Source organism: Methylobacterium marchantiae, from assembly GCF_042679825.1.
Classification (GTDB): domain Bacteria; phylum Pseudomonadota; class Alphaproteobacteria; order Rhizobiales; family Beijerinckiaceae; genus Methylobacterium; species Methylobacterium marchantiae.
In genome coordinates this window covers 15,565-37,105 of sequence record NZ_JBHTND010000012.1, presented here as the reverse complement: position 1 = coordinate 37,105, position 21,541 = coordinate 15,565, and the positions used below count along the sequence as shown (strand labels likewise).

The following is a 21,541-nucleotide window of genomic DNA, read 5'->3' as shown; positions in this document are numbered from 1 at the left end:
GTTCGCGGGGCTTCACGGTGAAGTCTACGGCACCGGCTCGGCGACGCAGCCGCAGCCGATGCCGATCGCGTCGTCAGGCGGGCGGCAGGGCGTCCGCGTCTATCGGCTTACCATCGGCCCAGGCGTAGATCAGCGCGCGGACGGCCTCTGGATCGGTAAGGCGCCGCGTGGCGATGGTGTCGCTGCCACCGATGCGGACGCTGATCCCGCCCACTTCGTTGACCACGGCGAACGCCTTCTCGTCGGTGAGGTCGTCGCCGAGAAAAATTGCGCGGCGACCGGCATAGGGCGTCGCTTCGGCCAGGGCGCGGATGGCGTGGCCCTTCGTGGCGGATGCGGGCACGATCTCGCCCACGGCCTTGCCCAACTGGAGGCGGTAGGCGTCGCCGAGATCGGCGGCAGCCGCTTTCACGGCCGTTTCGGCCTTCGCGGCATCGGAGGGGGTGGCGAGGCGCCAATGGACCGCGACCGAAGCACCCTTGTCCTCGATGAGCACGGAGCCGAGATCTCGCACCGCCTCGTGCAAACCCGCGATTCGGGCGCGCAGGGCGGGATGGTCCTCGGCACTACCTCCAGACACGACACCGTCGACTCGCCGTTCGACTCCATGAAGGCCGGCGACATCGAACTTTGCGGGTGAGAGGAAATCGTCGATCACCGCGATCGGGCGTCCGGTGACGATGGCGAGGGCACCGCCGAGCCGATCCCGCAGCCGCAGCAGCGCCGGCGCGAGTTCTGGAGCGACCACGACCTGATCCGGTCGTGGAGCGATCTCGACGAGCGTGCCGTCGAAGTCGAGGAAGAGAGCGAAATCCGTCACAGGCAGGGTTCCCTCAGCGGTATCGCGGGCGGGGCTAGCATGGCACGCGCCACGGGCAAACGCCGCCCTACCTAAAACCTCGATTTGCCCGAGACCGAGGACCACGCCGATGCATCCGAGACCCCTCCCCCATGGCCCGGACCAGGAAAGTGTCTGGGACTACCCGCGCCCGCCGCGCTTGGAGCGTGTGGCGGCGCGCCTGCGCGTGATCTTCGCAGGCACGATCATCGCCGACACCGTGTCGGGCTATCGCGTGCTCGAGACGAGCCATCCGCCGACCTATTACTTCCCGCCCGGCGACGTCGCCGACGGAGCTCTTGGACCGGCGAGGATGGCGGGCATGTGCGAATGGAAAGGGCGCGCGGTTCTGCACGATCTGCAGGTGGGAGGGCTTCGAGTCGAAGGTGCGGCCTGGGCCTATCCAAGGCCGACGCAGGACTTCCAAGCGATTGCGGGCTTTCTCGCCTTCTACGCAGGAGCGATGGAGGCCTGCTTCGTCGGCGATGTGAAAGCGGAGCCGCAGCCCGGCGGATTCTACGGCGGCTGGATCACGCCGGAAATCGTCGGCCCATTCAAGGGCGGACCCGGCACCATGGGATGGTGAATGCCCCATTTGGCGGTGACCGCTGACGACGCTAATGGCCTAGGGACACGTGACGAGGCAAGGCCGCATGACGCGGCGAGGACGGAGCGGATCGCATGCAGGACATCCCGGTGACCGACCCCAGGGCGCTCGGCCTCTGTCCCGAGAGGCTGGAGCGGGTCGATGGCTGGATGCGACGGCTCGTGGCCGAAGGCAAGCTCGCCGGCCTGTCGGTCATGCTGTCGCGGCGCGGTGAGACCGCGTTCTTCCGCGCTCATGGACTTGCCGACATCGCTCGCGAGACCCCGTTCACGGCCGATACGATCACGCGAATCTATTCGATGACGAAGCCGCTGACCTCGGTGGCGGTGATGATGCTCTATGAGGAGGGGCGCTTCCAGCTCGATGATCCGATCACCCGCTTCCTTCCCGAATTCGCCGACATGCGGGTCTTCACCGGTGGCAACCGGGTCAAGGCCGAGACCGAGCCGGCCCTGCGCCCGATCATCATCCGCGACCTCCTCACCCATACTGCGGGCCTGACCTACGGGTTCATGGAGGCGACCTTGGTCGACGCGCTCTACCGGCAGAACGGTGTGGATTTCGGCGAGGCACAGGATGCGAGCCTCGCAGAGGTCGTGGCGCGGCTGGCCAAGCAACCGCTCCTCGCCCAACCCGGCGCGGAATGGAACTACAGCGTCGCCACCGATCTGCTCGGCCATCTCGTCGCGATGATCTCGGGCCAGGATTTCGCCGATTTCCTGAAGACCAGAGTGATCGACCCCCTCGGTATGGTCGACACTGACTTCTACGTGCCGGCAGACAAGGTCTCCCGGCTCGCCGCCAATTACAGCCTGTTCCGCGACCGGAGCCTCAAACTCTACGACGATGCGGTGGGAAGCCGTTTCACGACCAAGCCGGCGGTACCGTCGGGTGGAGGCGGCCTCGTTTCCACGGCCCCCGACTACATGCGTTTCTGTCGGTTCATCCTCGGGGGCGGTGCCCTGGACAACGTGCGACTCCTCGGTCGCAAGACCATCGAACTGATGCTGATGAACCATCTCGGCGGCGACCTCGCTTCAATGGGACAGCCGCGGTTCTCGGAATCCACCTATACCGGGATCGGTTTCGGGCTCGGATTCTCGGTCATGATCGACCCGTCGCGGGCGCAGATCGTCGGCACGCCGGGCGAGGTGGCCTGGGGTGGTCTCGCCAGCACGTCGTTTTGGATCGATCCTGCGGAGGATCTCGCGGTGGTGATGCTCGCCCAGCTCATCCCGTCCTCGGCCTTGCCGATCAGACGGGAATTGAGGGTGCTGACCTACGCTGCCCTGGTCGACTGAAAGTCTGGTGAGCACCGGCATCGGACCGGGTTTCGGGACCGGGACGATGCCGTCATGATCGGGACTCCGGGGGCTTGGAAACCTTAGGCCCTACTCGGCGGGCTTGGCCGCCGGCTTCGGTGCCGTGGCTGCCGGCTTCGCGGCGGTGGCCGGAGCGGTGCCAGTCGACCCTGCGGCCGACGAAGCCGGAGAGGTCTTGGGCGCCCATTCCGGGTCGGAGCGAGGGCCGCCCGGGCCGTTGGTCGGACCGGTGATCTGCCCCGGTACGGTATCGGTGACTTTGGTCCAGGCCTGCGACATGCACATGAAGCGCAGCATGCAGCCGCGCACAGTGAGCTGGCCCGGCTGCTCGCTCCAGATCGTCACATCGTAGAACGACCCATCCTCGGCGTTGTAGATCTTGCCTTCGTAATGATTGTCGGCGTTCGGCTTGATGCCCATGATGAGCTGGTGGCCGAGCGAAGGACGAGCCTGCTTTTTCGGGTCGGGATTCTTGAAGTCGACCCGGGGCTGACCCTTATCGTTGAGCGGCACTTTCAACCAGACGACGTAGCCGCAGACGTGATTGTTCTGCGGGCCGCACTTCTCCACACGCACCCGAGCTCGTCCGTCCTCCGTGAGGAAAGTGCCTGTCGGATCGTTGGGAGCAGCTACGGCGAGGCCAGACACCACGCTGAGCGCGATCCCGGCGATCGGCGCCAGGAGCCGCCCGGCCATCGCCGAAATGGGTCGATACGTCATTCAGAAAAATCCTTACACCGCCCCGAAACGCAACCGCCCGTCCCGTGCCGTCAGCACCGCATGGCTCAGGACGCGGTGGTAGGAGCCGCCCGTCATGAAGGCCCCGCCTTCGGACGCGAAGGTGACCGGATCATGACCGGCTCGCCGCGTCCTAACGGATTTCGGAGGGGTCGCGAGAGAATTCTTCGTGAGCGTTGGCAAGCGGCGTCTCCATGGACGGCGCATGAAAAAGGGCCGGTGCTCATGCACCGACCCAAATCTCGTCATCCGCTAGAAGCGCTTCCTCATTCGGCGGCCGTCATCTCGGACGTGAAATGGCCGCACCAATCCTTGGACGCCACAACCGGCCATAGGCCAGGCGACTTCGGCTCGGGCTGGCTCACCGGCGGATTGTAGCGGCAAAGGCCTTCATCGCCGGCAGATTGACCGCCGTTGATATCGTCGAAGAAGCGGCAGCTTTCGCAGGCCGCGCTGGTGCTGTGTGCCATGTGACTCTCCAATGTCTCTCGGTCGATCGCAGGGTCGATATCCGCCGCGCCATCCGCGTAGTTCCTAATTAGAATAACTCTAGTGTATGGTCAAGGGTTCTCCAATGGGCGCAGGGAGCTCGTCTCGACTGGAAGGGAGACACGCAGCCCGGAAATGGCTCATGGACGAAATCGTCTTTCCCGATCCACACTTTGCCGAGGCGCGGGCCGATCGGTCTCAGAGCATTCGCTGGAGCTGCATCATGCCGGCGGCTGCGCGCCGACGAGGATCGGCTCGGCATTGGTCCGTTCGGGGAAGTAGCGCTGCAGATCGCGCAGCTTCGGCGCATCGTTGGCCACGATGTAAGAATGGCGCGGGTTTCGGGCCATGAAGTCCTGATGATAGGCTTCCGCCGGATAGAATGCGCCACACTCGACCTTGGTGGCGATCGGTTTGGCATAGGCCTGCGCCACATTGAGTTGCGCGACATAAGCTCTGGCGACACGGGCCTGCTCGGCATCGCTGACGAAGATCGCTGAGCGGTATTGCGTGCCGCTGTCCGGGCCCTGACGGTTCACTTGGGTTGGGTCGAGTGCGACGGAGAAGAAAATCGTCAGCAATTCGTCGTAGCGGATGAGCGATGGATCGTAGGTGATGCGCACGGCTTCTGCATGGCCCGTCCGGCCGGATCCGACGGCCTGATAGCTCGCGGTGTCCCGTGAGCCTCCGGCATAGCCGGATAGGGCCTCGGTCACTCCACGCACATGTTGAAACACGCCCTGCACGCCCCAGAAGCAACCGCCCGCGAACACCGCTGTTCGAAGGCCGCTCTTTTCCTTCAGCGTTACGGCCGCATCGGGTAGGCGTCGCCCGGGCTCCTCGGCGAAGGCTCTGCCACCGAACCCCGCCAGGGCTGCGAGCATGCCGAGCCCCGCCGTCGCCAAAAGGGCGATGGGCCAGAATGCGCGGAACGAGGCGGATGAACGCTTGAGCATCGTGAAATCCTTCTGATCTTCCAGTCCCAAGTCTTGCGATCGAACTGGACTCCGCCGGTCAGTGGACATCACGCTGGGATGAAGCGGAGGGCTGCCCCGTTCATGCAATAGCGCTGACCCGTAGGCTTCGGTCCGTCGTCGAAGAGGTGACCGAGATGGCCGCCGCATCGGCGACAATGCACTTCCGTGCGGCTCATTCCGTAGCTGCGATCCGTATCGGTGCCGACGGCACGGTTCAGCGGTGCCCAGAAGCTCGGCCAGCCGGTACCGCTCTCGAATTTCGTGTCCGATGAGAACAGAGGCAGGTCGCAGCCGGCACAGGCAAACTGTCCGACCCTCTTCTCTGCGTTGAGAGGACTCGACCCGGCGCGCTCCGTGCCGTGCCCGCGCAGGATGGCATATTCGGCGGAACTCAAGCGCCGCTTCCACTCGGCATCCGACTTTACAACCTCGAAGGCCTCGGCCTGCGAAAGGCCGATCAACCGGAACGATGTGAGGATCGCGGCGGCTGAAGCCCCAGCGACGAGGGTCTGGCGGCGGTTCATGGCGCTTCCTTCGATGGCACGCGGGACGATACCGTCCATTCGCCTGCAAGCGGCCTGTGGTTACAGGCCGCTTGCCCGTCAACGCATCGACGCGGGCAAGCGTCGTCGTGGAAGGATGCGATGGAAGCGCGCAGAAAGGCGGAGCCTGGGCGCTCTCTCAGGCGATGCCCGGAGCTTCGCCGTCTTCCTCGATCAGGCTCAGGGTGCGCAAGATCGCGAGCGCGACCATTTCGGCATCGATCTCGCCTTCGATCGTGGCGGGCAGGATCGCCACGGTGCTGACCTCCTGTCCCGTTAGGCGTCCGACTACGACCTTGTAGACCTCACCCTCGGGAGCGTCGTCATCGCGCACTAGGCAGACACGGTGGTCGCCGGCCTCGCCGTAGACGCGCTGGGTCGTCACCTCGACCCGGTCATCGTCGACTGGTCCCGGCCGGCGCGGCTGACCGAAAGTGGGTCGGATGACGTTGCTCATATCGACCCTCCCGGCCGTGTCGGTTCAGACGTCGAGATTGGCCACGCTGAGCGCGTTCTCCTGGATGAACTCGCGGCGCGGCTCGACGACGTCGCCCATCAGCTTCACGAACAGGTCGTCGGCGTCCTGGGTGTCCTTGATCCGCACCTGGAGGAGCGAACGGACCTCGCTATCGAGAGTCGTTTCCCAAAGCTGCTGCGGGTTCATCTCGCCGAGGCCCTTGTAGCGCTGGAGCTGGAGACCCTTGCGGCCGAAGGCCATCACCGCCTCGAACAGGCCGACCGGTCCGTGCAGCACGGTCTCCTCGCCCTTGCGAGCATAGGTGACCGGCTCTCCATAGATATCCCGCAGAGCCTCGGCCCGGTCGGCGAGGCGCCGTGCCTCCTGGGAGACGATGAGCGAGGCGTCGAGCGTCGAAACCTGGCGCACGCCGCGCAGGGTGCGGCTGAGAACGTACCCGCCTTCGCTCACAGAGCCTTCCCAGCCTCGCTCGATATCGTCGGCGATGACGTCCATGCGCCGAGCGACGTCGGCCACGAGCCTCTCGGCCTCGGCCTGGTTCTCGTCCACGTTGGTGCGGAAGGCACCGGCGATCATCGCCTGTTCCACGATGGCGCGGTCGTAGCGGGTATGAAGCGCCTGCATCAGGCCACGGAACTGACGCGCCTCCTCAACCAGCACTTTCAACTGCGGGCCGCCGAATTCCGCGCCTGAGGCGAGCCGCAGCACCGCCCCGTCTACGCCGGCATCGATGAGGTAATCCTCCAAGGCCCGCTCGTCCTTGAGGTAGATCGCGGTCTTGCCCTTGGCGGCCTTATAGAGCGGAGGCTGGGCGATGTAGACATAGCCGCGCTCGATCAGCTCCGGCATCTGCCGAAAGAAGAAGGTCAGCAGCAGGGTTCGGATATGCGAACCGTCCACGTCCGCATCGGTCATGATGATGATGCGATGATAGCGCAGCTTGTCAGGATTGAAGCCCTCCCGGTCGGTGGACGACCGGCCGATGCCGGCGCCTAGCGCCGTGATCAGCGTGCCGATCTCTGCCGAGGACAGCATCCGGTCTGCACGCACGCGCTCGACGTTGAGGATCTTGCCGCGCAGCGGAAGGACGGCCTGAAAATGGCGGTCGCGGCCCTGTTTCGCCGATCCGCCAGCGGAATCGCCCTCCACCAGCAGGATCTCGCATTTCGACGGATCGCGCTCCTGGCAATCGGCGAGCTTGCCGGGCAGGGACGCGATGTCGAGGACGCCCTTGCGGGTCACGGTCTCGCGAGCCTTGCGCGCGGCTTCACGGGCGGAAGCCGCCAGGATGACCTTGCCCATCACGGATTTGGCCTGGGACGGATTCTCCTCGAGCCAGTTGGAGAGACCCTCGTTGAGGACGTTCTCGACGGCCGGGCGTACCTCGGAAGAGACGAGCTTGTCCTTCGTCTGCGACGAGAACTTCGGGTCCGGTACCTGAACCGAGATCACGGCGGTGAGGCCCTCGCGGCAATCCTCGCCGGTGAGGGTGATCTTCTCACGCTTGGTGATACCGGTGGATTCGGCATAGCCGGTGATCTGCCGGGTCATGGCGGCGCGAAAGCCTGCCATATGGGTGCCGCCGTCGCGCTGCGGGATATTGTTGGTGAAGGGCAGCACGGTCTCGTTGAACGAGTCGTTCCACCACAACGCCACCTCGACGCGAATGTTGTCGCGCTCGGCCCGCACGAAGACCGGCTTCGTCATGCCCTCGATGGGTTTGCGCGAGCGGTCGAGATAGCGCACGAATGCTTCGATGCCGCCCTCGTAGAACAGCTCCTCGCGCTTGTGCTCGGCATGGCGCGCATCGGTGAGCACGATGCGCACGCCCGAATTGAGGAAGGCGAGCTCGCGCAAGCGCTTCTCCAACGTCGCGTAGTCGAACTCGATCATCGTGAAGGTGTCGGTCGAGGGCAGGAACGACACTTCCGTCCCGCGCCGGCCGTTGCCGTCTCCGACGATCACCAGCGGGGAAACAGCATCGCCGTGGCGGAACTCCATGGCGTGCTCCTTGCCGCCGCGCCAGATGCGGAGCCGGAGCCATTGCGACAGGGCATTGACGACGGAGACGCCGACGCCGTGCAGGCCGCCGGAGACCTTGTAGGAGTTCTGGTCGAACTTACCTCCGGCATGGAGCTGGGTCATGATGACCTCTGCCGCCGAGACCCCCTCCTCCTTGTGGATGTCGGTGGGGATGCCGCGCCCGTTATCGGACACCGTCACCGAGCCATCGGCGTTCAACATCACCGTCACGACGTCGGCATGGCCGGCCAACGCCTCGTCGATGGCGTTGTCCACCACCTCGTAGACCATGTGGTGCAGGCCCGAACCGTCATCGGTATCACCGATATACATGCCGGGCCGTTTGCGAACGGCGTCCAAACCCTTGAGCACGCGGATGGATTCCGCGCCATAAGCCGTAGCCGCCAAGTTGCGGGAGGTGTCGTCGTCGGTCATGTCGGACATGAAGTTCCTCGGGCAGGCGGGTCTTTGCCTGGTCTTGATGCCCCGGCCCGAACCTCGGGCGCGCCTGCGATTCGTCTTGTGAGCCGTATATAGGCTTTGCGCCTTGGGAATGCACGGTTTCCGCTCCTCGAAGGAGCCGGCTACCCACGCCTCAATCGGGCAAATCCGATCGACGCGCCTGAATGCCCTGCCGAGCCTTTCCCACGGATTGCCTATTCCTGCAGGAACGGGTTGGTCATCCGCTCCTCGCCCAGCGTGCTCGTAGGGCCGTGGCCAGGGATGAAGGCGATGTCGTCGCCGAGCGGCAGGACCTTCTCCTTGATGGCGCGGATGAGTTGGTCGTGATTCCCGCCGGGCAGGTCGGTGCGGCCGACGGAGCCCTTGAAGACCACGTCTCCCACCAGGGCGAAGCGCGCGTCGCGGCTCACGAACACGACGCTGCCGGGGGAGTGGCCTGGAGCGTGCAGGATGTCGAAGGCGAGGTCGCCCACACTGACGCTGTCGCCCTCGGCGAGCCAGCGGTCCGGCGTCACGGCCCGGGCGCCTTCGAGGCCATAATTCGCACCTGTCTCCGGCAATGAATCGAGGAGGTAGCGGTCGGCTTCGTGCGGACCCTCGATCGGGACGCCGAGCCGTTCGCGCAACTCATCGGCGCCGCCGGCATGGTCGATATGGCCGTGTGTCAGCAGAATCTTCTCGATGGTGATGCCCTGATCGCGGATCGCGGCTTCGATCCGGTCGAGGTCACCACCGGGATCGACCACGGCACCGACTTTGGTCTCGTCGGACCAGATCAGGGTGCAGTTCTGCTGGAAGGGCGTGACCGGAATGATTCCTGCGCGGGGCGTACCTGCCATCGGGGCCGTCTCTCCGTTTCCATGACGTTTCGTTTGTGGAGGACGCCTACCCGAATGCGGATGACCGCGATCGAGGCGGCGTCCCATGTCTGCCGCCTGTCTAGACCATTTTGGCGAGCGGCGATCGTCACGACGCGAGGATCATGTGCAATTCCGAACGGGTCGCTTTCACGGCGCCCATCGGACGCCGGGATGGAAACGGTTGTAGCGCGGCGAGCGTGGTGGGGCTAATCCCTGCAGTTACCGTCGATCCCGCCAAATTTCGGCCTCGCCGACTACGTAGACGCGAACTATCTGGACACCGGCACGGTCCGGACAGGCCGCCCGGCCTGAAAGTTCGACGCGGCCATCCTCACGCCAGCCGGGGCAGTCCCTTGCGCACATGCTGAAAACCGCCTTCGTCGCTGCCCGCGACCGGCAACGCCTCGGTGAGATTGCCGCAGTCCTGATCGGCTATGGCGTCACCAAGGTGGTGGAGCGCCTCGGCATCGCCCATGTGGCGCGGCTGGCCAAGCGCCGGACGCCGCAGGTAGACGTCACGCGCCTGTCCCAACCGCAGCGCGTGCGTCGGGCAATCGAGGCCTTGGGGCCGACCTTCATCAAACTCGGCCAGATCCTGGCAAGCCGTCCTGACCTGCTGACGCCGGAATGGACGGAGGAGTTGGAGAAGCTCCACAGCCAGGTCCGGCCGATCTCGTGGGAGAAGATCCGGCCGCAGCTCGAGGCCGATCTCGGTGCCGCGCCCTCCGACATCTTCGCCGAGTTCGACACCGTCCCGCTCGCTGCGGCCTCTATCGCCCAGGTCTACCGGGCCCGGCTGATGTCGGGCGAGGAGGTCGTCGTGAAGGTCCTGCGCCCGGGCCTGCGCAAGATCATCGAAGCGGATCTCCGACTTCTCGCGCATGCGACCCGCATCGTGGTGGAGGAATGGCCGGAATTCGGTCGCTACCAGCCCCACGAGCAGATGCGCCACCTCGCCGGCGGCCTCTACGGCGAACTCGACCTCGTCAACGAGGCGCGCAATTGCGAGACCATCGCGGCGATCTTCGCCGACCGGGACGACATCGTCATCCCGAAGATCCATTGGGAATGGACGTCGGAGCGCGTGCTCGTCCAGGAATTCATCCACGGCATTCCGCCCAACGATCATGTCCGCCTCGATGCGGCGGGGATCGACAAGGTCAAGGTCGCCCAGAAAGGCACCGACGCCTTCCTCAACATGGCGCTGATCGAGGGCGTGTTCCACGCCGATCCGCATCCGGGCAACATGCTGGTGATGCCCGGCAACCGGATCGGCTTCATCGATTTCGGCATCATAGGCCGATTGTCGGAACGTCGCCGGACCCAACTCCTGATGCTGATCGGTGCGATGCTCAAGGAGGATTCCGACGGGCTGATGGCCGTGCTCCTCGACTGGACCGGATCGAGCAATCCCGACCTCACCAAGCTTGAGGCCTCGTCGCAGGCCTTCATCAACCGCCATGCCGGGTCGGTACTGAATTTCGGCGATCTCCTCACCGATTTCATGACCATGGCACGCGAGAACGACCTCGCCATGCCGACCGACCTCGCGATCCTGTTCAAAGGCTTGGTCACCGCGGACGGCGTGATGCGTCATCTCGACCCGAAATTCGACCTGTTCACCGCCGCCGGCCCCACGGTGAAGAGCAAACTCGCGTCCCAGTTCTCGATCAAGGGGATTTCCCGCAAGGTCGAGGCGGTGGGGGCGGGCCTCTTCGGCGCAGCCTCCGAACTTCCCACCCTCATTCATCTCATGCTGGTGCGCCTCAAGCAGGGCCGTGTCACCGTTGAGATCGAGGTGAAGGGCATCGACAAGCTCACCCGCGGCATCGAGCGCGCCGCTGCCCGTGTCGCGGTGGCCCTGATCGTGGCCGCTTTCGCGACGCAGCTCGCGCCCCGCTTCATGGACCTTGGCACTCCGGCCTTCATCACGGTCGGCATGATGGTCTGCGTGATCGGGATCGGCTGGTTGGTGCTGCTGGGGCGCAACAAGTAGCTGCACCGTCGCTCGTCCTTAAATCAGCCGCCTTATGCATCCCTTCTTCGCCTATGCGCGTTGCGGCTGCCGGGCTTGCCGTGCGCACTGTGACGCGTCCGGGATTTTGGTGACTTTCGCTCGATGAACATCATCCTGATCAAGCTGTTCGCGACCGCGCTGACGCTCAGTCAGGTGACCACGCGCCCAGAGGCGGTGAAGACGCATTTCGATCCAGTGGCGGACAAGGCGGAGGTGGTCCAGGTTCTGCGCGACGGCTGCGCCCATATGCGCAAGTCCTTCGACATCGAGGACATCAATCTCGATGAGCTGATCTCCACCGCAATGGAAGATCCGTCGGCCATAGCCGGTGCCTCGGCGCCCAAGCTCCTGCATGGGCTCGATATCGGAGAGCTCAACACGAGCTACCGCCAGTTCTGCAAGGGCGAGAGCCCGAAGGATTCTCCCTTCGACGCGGCCGAGGTGATCGAGTTCTACAACAGGGCGGTGGCCGATCTCCCCTCGGCGCAGGATCTCAAGGACCGCAAGCTGCCGGGCGCGAGCCTGATCCTCGACGGTGCCGGCAGGCGCTACGCCGAGGCCTTCGAGGCCAATGGGCGCCGCCTCACCGTGCCGATCTCCGATGTGCCGGTGATGGTTCAGAAGGCCTTCGTGGCCGCCGAGGACAAGCGCTTCGAGACTCATCACGGCATCGATGAGCGCGGCGTCATCCGTGCCTTCATCGGCAACCTCGCTTCTCCCGGCAGGCCGGCCGGCGGCTCCACCATCACCCAGCAGGTGGTCAAGAACCTGTCCGTGGGCGACGACGTCACCTACGAGCGCAAGATCCGCGAGATGATCGTGGCCTCTCGGCTCGAGCGGATCCTCGGCAAACCGCAGATCCTCGAACTCTACCTCAACGGGATCTATCTCGGCCGCGGCTCCTACGGGATCGAGATGGCGGCGCGCAGCTATTTCGGCAAATCCGTGGGCCAGCTCACCGTGCCGGAGGCTGCCCTGCTCGGCGGCATGCCGAAGGGGCCGAACTTCTACAATCCGGACAAGTATCCCGACCGCGCCAAGGAGCGCCGCGCCTATGTCTTGGCGCGGATGAAGGACGAGGGCGTCATCACCGATGCGCAGCTCACAGAGGCGGCAAACGCTCCCCTCGGGCTGAAGCCGATCGAGACGACCCGGCGGGATTCCGGCTTCTACTTCGTCGATCACGTCGCCCGCGAGGCTCGGACATTCGCCGGAATCGACTCCCTCACCTCCGCCTCGCACGTCGTCCGCTCCACCATCAATGCCGGCCTCCAGACCGCCGTGGAGAGCGCGCTTCAGGACGGACTCGCGAATTACGAGCGTGCCACTGGGCGCCAGCGCTATGACGGACCCGAATTCAACCTCGCTGAAAGCATTGCGAAGCTCGGCGGGGCGGCGCCCGCGGTGGAAGGGTCGGTTCAGTCCGTCCCGCTGATCGTCGGTGGCGAGGCCAAGCCGAAGCCGTTAGCGGTCAAGGCAGTTCCGGCCTCGGACACGATTCCGAGGCCGGTACCGCAAAAGCCGATCTGGCAACGAGCCCTGGAGAGTGCCCGGCCCGTGCTCTACGACGTGCATTGGCCCCTTGCCGTGGTGCTCGAAGCCGGCCGAGGGCCGGTGAAGGCGGGGCTCGCCGACGGGCGGATCGTCAGCCTCGATCCCGGTATCGCCAAGGGCCGGCTTCAGACTTACGACGTGGTGCGGGTGAAGCTGCGCGACCCCAAGGCCCGGCTGCCCCGCGCCGACTTGCGGGTGCGTCCCTCCGTCCAGGGCGCCGCCATGGTGCTGGAGAACCGCACCGGCCGTATCCTCGCCATGGACGGAGGTTTCTCTTACCCTCTGAGCCAGCTGAACCGGGTGACGCAGACCGTGCGCCAGCCGGGTTCGACACTGAAGCCGCTAACCTATCTCGCCGCGCTCAATGCGGGCCTGCAGCCCAACACGCTGGTGATGGATGCCAGCGTCACGCTGCCGCCCATCGGCGGCGTCGGCCAGTCTTGGAGCCCTAAGAACTACGACGGCGGCGGATCGAGCGCGACCACGCTTCGGCGCGGCCTCGAATTCTCGAAGAACCTCGTCACCGCGCGCCTGCTCCAGGGCGGCATCGCCGATACGCCTCCGGCGAGCCTCACCCGGGTCTGCGACCTCGCGCTGGAAGCACAGCTCTATGCAGAATGCGAGCGCTACTATCCGTTCGTCCTCGGCTCGCAACCGGTCCGCATGGTCGATCTCGCGGCCTTCTATGCGGCCATCGCCAACGAAGGCGCGCGGCCAGCACCCTACGCGCTGGAGACGGTCGAGCGCGACGGCAAGGTTCTTTACAAGCGTGATTCTAAGGAGCCGGTCAGGATCGGCTCCGCCGATAGGGTCGCTTTCTATCAGCTGAAGACCATGCTCCAGGGCGTGACCAACCACGGCACTGCCGCGGCCCTGGCGAAGTTTTCCGGCTCCATCGCCGGCAAGACCGGCACCTCAGAGAACGAGAACGACGCGTGGTTCGCCGGCTTCACCAACGAGATCACCATCGTGGTCTGGGTCGGCTACGACAATGCCGACGGTACCCGCAGGACGCTGGGGCGTGGCCAGACCGGCGGGCATCTGGCTGTGCCGATTGCCGGCGCGATCCTTCAGGCGGCCTGGGCAAACGGCGTCCCGCGCACCAATCTCGCGCCACCTTCTCCTGAAGCCAAGCGCCTCCTTGTCGATCTCCCGATCGATCCGCGCAGCGGCGAGCGCATCTCCGGCGGCGGGTTCATCGAGCACTTCCGCCTGAGTGATGGCCGCATGGCCGACACTCAGTACCGGCTGTTGCCCCGCGAAGTGCAGACTGCCATGCGGCCGGATGCCGAGGACGGCGACATGGGCGGGATCGACGATGGCGCCGATGCGGCCGGCGACGTGTTCGGCAACCTCACGACCCGGCGTGCCCCCGAGACCGATCTTCTCGACCCGTTCGGCGAGAGGCAAGTGCAGCCGCGCAGCCGCCGGGCGCAAGGAGATGTCTACGAGGGCTCACGCAGTCAGGCATGGCCCGGTACGCAGCGCTCACCCTTTGGCGACGACGAGCCGCCCCGCGCCCGGCGTCGCGATCCCGACTATCTGTTCGGCGACGATCCGCGCTACTGACACGCGCATTCCCTTTCTTCATCAGCAACCGAGGCCCCGACGTGAAGACGCAGCTTCCGGCGACACGTGTCCTTGCCAAAGCCCTTGTCCTGGTGCTGGCATCCGGTGCGCCGACCACCGCGCAGGAGGGGATAAAGCTCCAGCCTCCGACCGAGCGGATCAAGGAAGTGGCCGCCATCGAGCCTTCGACCGTTGCGAGCCTCAAGCCCGGCACGATCCTGTTCACCGACCACCGGGAGATGCCGTCGAACCCCGAGAGCGGCCTGACGCCCTATCTCGAATGGAGGAAGCTGCGCCCGGCCGAGCAAGCGGCCTTGGCGCCTTATCCCGCCTATGCCGAGCCCGATTACACGACGACACTCAACGGGGTCTCGAAGCAGCGGCACGAGACCCTCAAGGTCTATGTGGCGCAGGGGCGGTTCGTCGTGGCGCGGCCTGCGGAGTCGATCGACCTCACGGCTTTCGCCAATCTTGGGTTCGTCTCCAGGATGGACCCCGTCATCAAGCACAAGACGCTGAATCCGGCCGACGTGACGCCCACCAAGGACCCGGCCGCCGCTTTCGCCCGGCGTCCCGACCGGGCTTGGTGCGAGGGGGCCGCCGCCTGCATCGAATCTCGCTACGATCTCGAAGGTAAGCTGCCGCTCGGTGTGAAGCTCGCGAACAAGCTGGAGGACGGCGCCTCGAAGAAGGTCGCCGAATTCGTCTCCTTCCAAAGCGAATTGCGGACATTGTCGGCTCCGGAGGCCGCTTCTCTGGCCGCCCTCACGAAGATCGATACCTCGGTATCCGGTGGCCTCGAACAGACGATCTTCTGGGTCAACCAGATCTTGCGTTTCGGCAAGTTCCTCGCCGTTTTCCAGCCGATGCCGAATGACGCCGGCAAGACGGTGGTGACGACTTACATGGCGCTCGCGATCAAGGCCGATGTCCTTGACCGCAAGCAGGAATACGCCCGCGTGCCGGTGCTGAAGAACCTGCTGCCGGCGCAGGTGCTGATGGGCAACTCCTCCTTCAACACCGGGACCTCGATCAGCGCCGGACTGCCCACCTACGCGCGCAACCGCATGATCGCCTTTGCGGACGCGCTGGCGAAGAACTGAAGCGCCGCCTCAATTCCCACGGCTGACGATGGAGGGCATCGAGGGGGCGGTGTAGACGCGGTTCACGTCGCGGCGGGTCTGGGTGCCGTTGGTATCGTTGGAGCGGCGGAAATTTTCGGTGCTGAAGCTGTCCGAGAGGCCGCTTCTGTCAGCGCTGTTGCAGGCGCCAAGGGCACAGAGCAAGCCGGTGAAGAGGACGGCAGTGATGGGACGCATTGGAGTGTTCCTGGAATGCTGGTCCTGCTGGACCGGTCGGCCCTGTCGTGGTGCCGTGGGGGCGTTCGCGTCAAGCACAAGGATAACGAACCGTCTCAGCTTACGGGCAGAGTGATGTTCCGATGCCACGGAAATGCTCACTACGCTCCACGACATTCGGGCTTTGGCGCCCTAATCATGGAAATTTGCCCTCTGTGGATCTGGTGTCTCGTCTCGGCTTGAGCGACACCTTGTCCGACATGAGCAACGTGGTCCCTTTCGCACGCCCCCGAGCCGCTCCGGCCCCGCAGATCAGCGACGTGGTCGCGGTCGCGGATGATCTCTTCGCCGCCCTGGAGCTTCTTCAGGGGGTCACCGAGCGCGCCGCCGCCATGGGCCGTCCCCGCCGGGAAATGGAACACACGGTTCGGAACCTGCGCGAGGCTGTGAGCGCCGTCGAGCGAGCCCTCGATTGCATCGGTGAGGGCGACGAGGCCGGCCAGGGCTGAAGTCGATGGAACAGGGCTTGCCGGATCGTGAGTCGGTCCTCTGATCCCCGACGAAGTTTCACAACTTTCGCTCGCGTTGCGATCCGAACGGATCGAACCCCTCGCGAATCCCATATTCTTTTCGATCTTTTGTCTACTAATGGACAGACGGCCATGTGACAATGAGCTAGGTCTGAGACAGAAGGTGAACACAGCGTATCCTATGTCCTCGTCGCCAGAGTCCTTCATTGAAGGCAATCTCCTCCTGAAGGCCATGTCCGCGAGCGACCGGGGACTTCTCGCGCCTTATTTCGAACTGATGGTCGTACGGCGCGGTGAGACTCTGTTCACCGTTGGATCGAACGTTTCGCTGATCTCGTTTCCTTGTGAGCAGACGGTCATTACATTGATCGTCTCCATGCGTGACGGTCGAACCGCGGAGACAGCTACGATCGGACGGGAAGGTGCTGTGGGCGGAGTCGTGAGTCACGGTAGCCTTCCGGCCTTCAGCACGGCCCTGGTGCAGATCGGCGGGCCAGTCCTGAGGCTCGATGCGGCCAAACTGCAGGACGCCAAGCAGCGCTCCACGACTTTGCGCAACCTTTTCACCCGTTACGGCGATTGCCTGCTGGGCCAGGTGCTGCAATCCGTAGCCTGCAACGCCCTCCACCCGATCGAGGAGCGATGCCTGCGCTGGCTGCTGACACTGCAGGATCGAATCGGAACGGAAGAGTTACCGGTCACTCACGAACTCCTGGCCAACATGCTCGGTGTTCAGCGCACCTATCTGACGCGAATCCTGCGAACCCTTCAGCTACAAGGGCTGATCGAGGTCGGTCGAGGACGTATCACCATCCTGAATCGAGCGGAGATACAGCAGGCTGCCTGCGAATGTCACGGCGCCGTGGTGCGTCATTTCGAGACCGTCCTCGGTGCCGTCTACGACGCGGATGGCCGGATGCTCTTCGTTGATCCACCGACGCAGCCAAGTCCGGCCGATCCGGCCCGGTCGGCGGAAACCGTCTGAACGCAAGGGGCGGGTCTGGTCATGGCGAACGAGGCTCATTGGCGACGGGACCGCAAACAGGGATGGAGCTCTATTCTTTCGCTGATCACAGGAAGAGCGTGATGAACTTGCGAAATCTCGTGATGGGACTTGTTCAACGCAGAAAATCACGGCATCTCATGTAACGGCGACCGCCAGAGTTCGATACTCATCCGATGACCATCGCGAAGGCCCCTCCCCTCCATCAAAGGAGTCGTGGCGATCCCCCGTCGCTGCAAGCGACTGTAGGCAAGAGCAATGGGGACGACGATTCGCGTCTGCGACTAGCGCTCGAAGCAGCCGCCATCGGAGTGTACGATCACGATTTCCTGAGCGGAACCCTTCACTGGGATGAGCGCTTGCGCGGCATGTTCGGCGGCGGCGTGAAGGAATCGGTCAGCTTCGTCGGCGACTTCCTTGACCGCCTGCATCCCGATGACCGCGACCGTGTCGATTCTGAGTTTCGGACTAGTCTCGATCCGACAGGCGATGGCATCTTCGTCAGTGAATATCGCATCGGCGGGTTTGACGGACCTCCCGTTCGCTGGTTCGCCGACACTGGTCGCTGCATGTTTCTTGACGGTCGTCCCATACGGATGGTCGGTGCCGTCCGAGACATTACGGCCGACCGGCGAAATGCCGCACGCATGCAGGGTGGTATCGATGCGGGCTCGGTCGACGAACGCTATCGGCTCATTGCAAGAGCGACCAACGATGTCATCTGGGATTGGGACCTCGATCGCGATGAGATCGTTTGGAACGAGGCGCTGCAGACATCCTATGGCTGGCCGCCGGGCCATGTCGGACCTGGTTCCGCCTGGTGGCTCGGCAATATTCATCCCGAGGACCGACCCAGTGTCTTCGCTGGCCTCAATGCCATCCTCGAAGGGCGTGCAGACCAGTGGAGCCGCCAGTACCGCTTCCTGAGGGTGGATGGATCTTACGCCGATGTGCTGGATCGGGGTTACGTCGTCCGCGATGCGGAGGGTGTGCCGTTCCGAATGATCGGGTCGATGCTCGACGTCACGGTGCGTAGCCAGTTGGAGGCGCAGTTCCGCGCTGTCTTCGAGGGGGCAAATGTCGGGATCGTCCAGTTCGATCCTCGCAGTGTCCTGGCTCTCAGGGTCAACGCCAAGCTCTGCGAGATCTGGGGAGCTCCGGAATCCGAGATCGTCGGTCGTTCCCTCGCTCAATGGACTCCGACCGAAGATGCTGCCGAACGCGAGGCACTACATCGGCGTCTTGCCACCGGTGAGACCATGCAGGACCGTTTCGAGAAGCGCTACCGGCGAAGGGATGGCCGGATCATCTGGGCACGGGTCAACCTCGTCTCTCAGACCTTGGGCGACTCGGTCCATGCCACGGCGATGATCGAGGATATCACTGAGGAGAAGCTGGCCGATGTCCGTCGTGAGGCCCTGATCAACCTCGGTGACCGCCTGCGCGATCTGCGTTCGAATTCGGACATCGTGGCGGTGACGGCCGAGATCCTCGGGCGGACACTCGGCGCAACGCGGGCCGGCTACGGGATGGTCGACCTGACGGCCGGCTTATTGACGGTTGCTCATTCCTGGTCGTTCGACGGACAGGCGCCGCCGGCTCGGACAATGAAGCTCGACGAGTTCCCGGCGAGCATCGCCAGCTTGCAGCGCGGCGAGGTGCTGGCGGTCCCTGATCTCGGGGCAGCACGCGAAACGCTGGAGGCGGATGCAAAACTCTACATCGCTCGGGGTGTCCGGGCAGTGATCTCCGTGCCTCTGCTCCAGCGCGGCCGTCTCGTGGGCGTGCTGTACGCGACGGAGGCTTCACCGCGCTTTTGGACACATGGCGAGGTCGCCTTCGTCCGTGAGGTTGCTGAACGGGCCTGGAGCGGCCTGACTCGGATCGAGGCGGATGAGCAGCAGCGCATTCTCAATCGCGAACTCAGCCATCGCATGAAGAACACGCTCGCGATGGTTCAGGCGATCGCCTCGCAGAGCCTGCGTAACGTCACGGACATCGAGGCCGCCAAACACGCGCTCGCCGCCCGTCTCATCGCCCTGGGCAAAGCTCATGATATCCTGCTTACCGGGGAGCGGGAGAGTGCCGGGATAGCCGCGGTGGTGACGAGTGCCCTGTCGCTGCATGACGACCATCAGCCAGGACGGTTCCATCTGAATGGTCCCGAGATCGTCATCGGCTCCAAGGCGGCCCTGTCGCTGGCCCTGATGATGCACGAACTCGCCACCAACGCGGCCAAATACGGCGCCCTGTCCCGATCGGACGGTCGCGTCACGGTGGAGTGGAGCGTCGTTCCCGGTGACGAGGACGATACTCTTCATCTCCGTTGGACCGAACAGGGCGGTCCTCCTGTCGTAACGCCATCGACCAGGGGATTCGGTTCTCGTCTGATCGAACGTGGCCTTGCCGGCGCTGTCGGAGGCGAGGTCTCCATCGCCTATGAGCCGGATGGACTGGTCTGCCGGGTCGCGGCGCCGCTCACTGGATTCCAGGCGACTCTCTAGCGGGGCCATTTTGGAGCCGACTACCTACCCTACATGCTTCCGTCCTGCCGAAAGGCATTTTTCTGATCGGCGGTCAGATTGCAGCGGCAAAGTCACCGAACAAGCGACGGCTCTGTGACAGGCGGTCCTCACCGCGCGAGAACTCGCACGGCATTCTTCGTCGTTCCAACGGCTTCCGACACGCTCAGGACCGATCCGGAGATGCCGCGGACATTCTGGGCGATCGTGCTGACTGCACCCGCCGCAACCTGCATGTTGCTGGACATGTCGCGGGTGACGACGCTCTGCTCTTCCACGGCCGCTGCCGTCGAGACCACGTGATCGCGCATCGTCCCGACAGAGGCTCCTATCGTGCCGAGAGCGGCGACGACCTGTTTCGAAACCGTCTGCACGCTGTCGATTTCGCCTGTGATCCGCTCCGTGGCGCGGGCCGCCTGGTTGGCGAGGTTCTTCACCTCTTGCGCCACCACGGCGAACCCTCGCCCGGCCTCGCCGGCCCGGGCCGATTCAATGGTTGCGTTGAGTGCGAGCAGGTTGATCTGGCCGGCAATGGTCTGGATCAGTCCGACAATGCCGCCCATAGCGGTAGCTGCATCGGACAGCTTCTGCGTGAAGTGACCGGCCGCCTCAACCTGGATGCTGGCCTCATCGGTCGCTTCCTGGGACTTCGCCATGCTCTGGGAGATTTCTGCGACGGAAGCGGCCAGCTCTTCGGCCGCCGCAGCCACGGTCTGCACGTTCTCGGCCGTCGACTGAGCCGCCTCGGTGGCCGACGAGGAGGCATCGTTTGAGATCGCTAGGGCGCGATCGATGTCGCTGAAGTTCCGCTCGATGATGCGCTGAAGATCGGTCAGGAGAGTGATCTGTGCCGTGATGTCGGTGGAGAACTTGACCACCTTGTAGGGCCGTCCGCGGGCATCCAAAATTGGATTGTAGGAGGCCTCGATCCAGATCTCGCGACCGTCCTTGGCGATCCGCTTGAACTGCCCTGCCTGATACGTCCCGCGCTTCAAGGTGGCCCAGAATTCAGCATAGGCCGTGCTTTCACCGACCGCCTCCTCCACGAACAGGCGATGATGCCGGCCTATGAGCTCGGACAGCGTGTACCCCAGAGCCTTCAGGAAGTTGTCGTTGGCGTTCAAAATGTTGCCGTCGAGATCGAACGTGATCACAGCCTGGGACTTGCCGATGGCCTCGATCTGGCCTTTGCGATCGGCATCCTCCATCTTGCGACGCGTGACGTCGGTGGCGAGCTTGATCACTTTGTAGGGCTTCCCGCTCCGGTCAAGGATCGGATTGTAGGAGGCCTCGATCCAGATTTCGCGACCGCCCTTGCCGAGCCGACGATACTCCGCCGCCTGATAGCGTCCTGTCCGCAGGTCGGCCCAGAACTGCAGGTACTCCGCACCGTTCCTCTCATCCGAATCGACGAACAAGCTGTGATGCCGGCCTTTGATTTCGTCCAGCGTATAGCCGACCGCATCGAGAAAGTTCTGGTTCGCCGAGAGGATCGTGCCGTCGAGGGCGAACTCGATGGTTCCGTTCGAGCGATCTACGGCATCGAGCTTTGCCTTTGATTCGATGGCAGCGGTGCCCCAACCATTGAACATGGTGTCTAACTCTTCTTTTTCGAAGTTGCTCGCAAAGCGGGCAGATGGGATCCGAATCGATCGGCAAGTGATTGCTCAAGCAAAAAATCTAAACTGCCTATTGAACTAATTTTCTCAATCG

19 protein-coding genes and 1 pseudogene are annotated in these 21,541 nt (G+C 64.2%); 9 read left to right on the top strand and 11 right to left on the bottom strand.

The features are described from left to right. Positions 1-73: 73 nt before the first annotated feature. The gene (otsB, locus tag ACFQ4G_RS10505) at positions 74-820 is read right to left on the bottom strand and encodes a trehalose-phosphatase (protein ID WP_238205935.1); all 747 of its coding nucleotides are present in this window, start codon (positions 818-820) and stop codon (positions 74-76) included. 109 nt (positions 821-929) lie between these two features. On the opposite strand from otsB, the gene ACFQ4G_RS10500 reads away from it, so the two are divergent. After that, the gene (locus tag ACFQ4G_RS10500) at positions 930-1,424 is read left to right on the top strand and encodes a DUF427 domain-containing protein (RefSeq protein WP_238205938.1); all 495 of its coding nucleotides are present in this window, start codon (positions 930-932) and stop codon (positions 1,422-1,424) included. Positions 1,425-1,519: 95 nt separating this feature from the next. Then, a complete protein-coding gene (locus ACFQ4G_RS10495) occupies positions 1,520-2,746 on the top strand; it encodes a serine hydrolase domain-containing protein (protein ID WP_238205939.1) in 1,227 nt (408 codons plus the stop codon). A gap of 90 nt (positions 2,747-2,836) precedes the next feature. Here ACFQ4G_RS10495 and ACFQ4G_RS10490 read toward each other — a convergent pair whose 3' ends face one another. From ACFQ4G_RS10490 to ACFQ4G_RS10455, 8 genes are all read right to left on the bottom strand, one after another. Next, positions 2,837-3,487 carry a DUF2147 domain-containing protein gene (locus tag ACFQ4G_RS10490; protein ID WP_238205941.1) on the bottom strand — a complete coding sequence of 217 codons (651 nt, stop codon included), beginning with the start codon at positions 3,485-3,487 and terminating at the stop codon, positions 2,837-2,839. Positions 3,488-3,499: 12 nt separating this feature from the next. Next, positions 3,500-3,688 (bottom strand): hypothetical protein, encoded by a 189-nt coding sequence (locus ACFQ4G_RS10485; RefSeq protein ID WP_238205943.1) that lies wholly within the window; start codon positions 3,686-3,688, stop codon positions 3,500-3,502. Between the two features lie 83 nt (positions 3,689-3,771). Beyond that, on the bottom strand, positions 3,772-3,975 hold the full coding sequence (locus ACFQ4G_RS10480; RefSeq protein WP_238205946.1) for a hypothetical protein: 204 nt from the start codon (positions 3,973-3,975) through the stop codon (positions 3,772-3,774). 240 nt (positions 3,976-4,215) lie between these two features. Continuing rightward, on the bottom strand, positions 4,216-4,950 hold the full coding sequence (gene msrA, locus ACFQ4G_RS10475; RefSeq protein ID WP_379040178.1) for a peptide-methionine (S)-S-oxide reductase MsrA: 735 nt from the start codon (positions 4,948-4,950) through the stop codon (positions 4,216-4,218). 68 nt (positions 4,951-5,018) lie between these two features. Beyond that, positions 5,019-5,495 (bottom strand): peptide-methionine (R)-S-oxide reductase MsrB, encoded by a 477-nt coding sequence (msrB, locus tag ACFQ4G_RS10470; RefSeq protein WP_238205948.1) that lies wholly within the window; start codon positions 5,493-5,495, stop codon positions 5,019-5,021. 157 nt (positions 5,496-5,652) lie between these two features. Then, a complete protein-coding gene (locus ACFQ4G_RS10465) occupies positions 5,653-5,970 on the bottom strand; it encodes a hypothetical protein (RefSeq protein ID WP_238205950.1) in 318 nt (105 codons plus the stop codon). 24 nt (positions 5,971-5,994) lie between these two features. Further along, on the bottom strand, positions 5,995-8,448 hold the full coding sequence (gyrB, locus tag ACFQ4G_RS10460; protein WP_379040176.1) for a DNA topoisomerase (ATP-hydrolyzing) subunit B: 2,454 nt from the start codon (positions 8,446-8,448) through the stop codon (positions 5,995-5,997). Between the two features lie 221 nt (positions 8,449-8,669). Further along, positions 8,670-9,314 carry an MBL fold metallo-hydrolase gene (locus ACFQ4G_RS10455; RefSeq protein ID WP_238205954.1) on the bottom strand — a complete coding sequence of 215 codons (645 nt, stop codon included), beginning with the start codon at positions 9,312-9,314 and terminating at the stop codon, positions 8,670-8,672. A 382-nt stretch (positions 9,315-9,696) separates the two neighbouring features. Here ACFQ4G_RS10455 and ACFQ4G_RS10450 point away from each other — a divergent pair, with 382 nt between their 5' ends. The 3 genes from ACFQ4G_RS10450 (at position 9,697) to ACFQ4G_RS10440 (ending at position 15,578) form a co-directional block, all read left to right on the top strand. Further along, positions 9,697-11,331: an ABC1 kinase family protein gene (locus ACFQ4G_RS10450; RefSeq protein WP_238205956.1), complete on the top strand. Its 1,635-nt coding sequence runs from the start codon at positions 9,697-9,699 to the stop codon at positions 11,329-11,331. 123 nt (positions 11,332-11,454) lie between these two features. Further along, a complete protein-coding gene (locus ACFQ4G_RS10445; RefSeq protein ID WP_238205963.1) occupies positions 11,455-14,475 on the top strand; it encodes a penicillin-binding protein 1A in 3,021 nt (1,006 codons plus the stop codon). Positions 14,476-14,516: 41 nt separating this feature from the next. Beyond that, the gene (locus ACFQ4G_RS10440) at positions 14,517-15,578 is read left to right on the top strand and encodes a hypothetical protein (RefSeq protein WP_379040138.1); all 1,062 of its coding nucleotides are present in this window, start codon (positions 14,517-14,519) and stop codon (positions 15,576-15,578) included. A 9-nt stretch (positions 15,579-15,587) separates the two neighbouring features. Here ACFQ4G_RS10440 and ACFQ4G_RS10435 read toward each other — a convergent pair whose 3' ends face one another. Next, positions 15,588-15,794 (bottom strand): hypothetical protein, encoded by a 207-nt coding sequence (locus tag ACFQ4G_RS10435; RefSeq protein WP_238205965.1) that lies wholly within the window; start codon positions 15,792-15,794, stop codon positions 15,588-15,590. Positions 15,795-15,988: 194 nt separating this feature from the next. On the opposite strand from ACFQ4G_RS10435, the gene ACFQ4G_RS10430 reads away from it, so the two are divergent. The 4 genes and pseudogenes from ACFQ4G_RS10430 to ACFQ4G_RS10415 all read left to right on the top strand — a co-directional run bounded on the left by ACFQ4G_RS10430 (position 15,989) and on the right by ACFQ4G_RS10415 (position 19,810). Continuing rightward, entirely contained in the window at positions 15,989-16,282 is a 294-nt protein-coding gene (locus ACFQ4G_RS10430) for a hypothetical protein (protein WP_379040136.1), read from the top strand. A 202-nt stretch (positions 16,283-16,484) separates the two neighbouring features. Beyond that, positions 16,485-17,288: a Crp/Fnr family transcriptional regulator gene (locus ACFQ4G_RS10425; protein WP_238205967.1), complete on the top strand. Its 804-nt coding sequence runs from the start codon at positions 16,485-16,487 to the stop codon at positions 17,286-17,288. Positions 17,289-17,482: 194 nt separating this feature from the next. Continuing rightward, positions 17,483-18,295, top strand: a pseudogene (locus ACFQ4G_RS10420) (PAS domain-containing protein); the annotation flags it as partial. Positions 18,296-18,307: 12 nt separating this feature from the next. Beyond that, entirely contained in the window at positions 18,308-19,810 is a 1,503-nt protein-coding gene (locus ACFQ4G_RS10415; protein ID WP_238206012.1) for a sensor histidine kinase, read from the top strand. Between the two features lie 128 nt (positions 19,811-19,938). On the opposite strand, the gene ACFQ4G_RS10410 is transcribed toward ACFQ4G_RS10415, so the two are convergent. Next, a complete protein-coding gene (locus ACFQ4G_RS10410; RefSeq protein ID WP_238205969.1) occupies positions 19,939-21,420 on the bottom strand; it encodes a methyl-accepting chemotaxis protein in 1,482 nt (493 codons plus the stop codon). Positions 21,421-21,541 lie beyond the last annotated feature (121 nt).

Excerpts from the sequence above, each read along its gene's own strand:
- gyrB (WP_379040176.1), bottom strand. The coding sequence starts at position 8,448 with ATGACCGACGACGACACCTCCCGCAACTTGGCGGCTACGGCTTATGGC.
- msrA (WP_379040178.1), bottom strand. The coding sequence starts at position 4,950 with ATGCTCAAGCGTTCATCCGCCTCGTTCCGCGCATTCTGGCCCATCGCC.
- ACFQ4G_RS10435 (WP_238205965.1), bottom strand. The coding sequence starts at position 15,794 with ATGCGTCCCATCACTGCCGTCCTCTTCACCGGCTTGCTCTGTGCCCTT.
- ACFQ4G_RS10455 (WP_238205954.1), bottom strand. The coding sequence starts at position 9,314 with ATGGCAGGTACGCCCCGCGCAGGAATCATTCCGGTCACGCCCTTCCAG.
- ACFQ4G_RS10450 (WP_238205956.1), top strand. The coding sequence starts at position 9,697 with ATGCTGAAAACCGCCTTCGTCGCTGCCCGCGACCGGCAACGCCTCGGT.
- ACFQ4G_RS10445 (WP_238205963.1), top strand. The coding sequence starts at position 11,455 with ATGAACATCATCCTGATCAAGCTGTTCGCGACCGCGCTGACGCTCAGT.
- msrB (WP_238205948.1), bottom strand. The coding sequence starts at position 5,495 with ATGAACCGCCGCCAGACCCTCGTCGCTGGGGCTTCAGCCGCCGCGATC.
- ACFQ4G_RS10490 (WP_238205941.1), bottom strand. The coding sequence starts at position 3,487 with ATGACGTATCGACCCATTTCGGCGATGGCCGGGCGGCTCCTGGCGCCG.
- ACFQ4G_RS10410 (WP_238205969.1), bottom strand. The coding sequence starts at position 21,420 with ATGTTCAATGGTTGGGGCACCGCTGCCATCGAATCAAAGGCAAAGCTC.
- ACFQ4G_RS10415 (WP_238206012.1), top strand. The coding sequence starts at position 18,308 with ATGATCGGGTCGATGCTCGACGTCACGGTGCGTAGCCAGTTGGAGGCG.
- ACFQ4G_RS10465 (WP_238205950.1), bottom strand. The coding sequence starts at position 5,970 with ATGAGCAACGTCATCCGACCCACTTTCGGTCAGCCGCGCCGGCCGGGA.
- ACFQ4G_RS10495 (WP_238205939.1), top strand. The coding sequence starts at position 1,520 with ATGCAGGACATCCCGGTGACCGACCCCAGGGCGCTCGGCCTCTGTCCC.
- ACFQ4G_RS10480 (WP_238205946.1), bottom strand. The coding sequence starts at position 3,975 with ATGGCACACAGCACCAGCGCGGCCTGCGAAAGCTGCCGCTTCTTCGAC.
- ACFQ4G_RS10500 (WP_238205938.1), top strand. The coding sequence starts at position 930 with ATGCATCCGAGACCCCTCCCCCATGGCCCGGACCAGGAAAGTGTCTGG.
- ACFQ4G_RS10425 (WP_238205967.1), top strand. The coding sequence starts at position 16,485 with ATGTCCTCGTCGCCAGAGTCCTTCATTGAAGGCAATCTCCTCCTGAAG.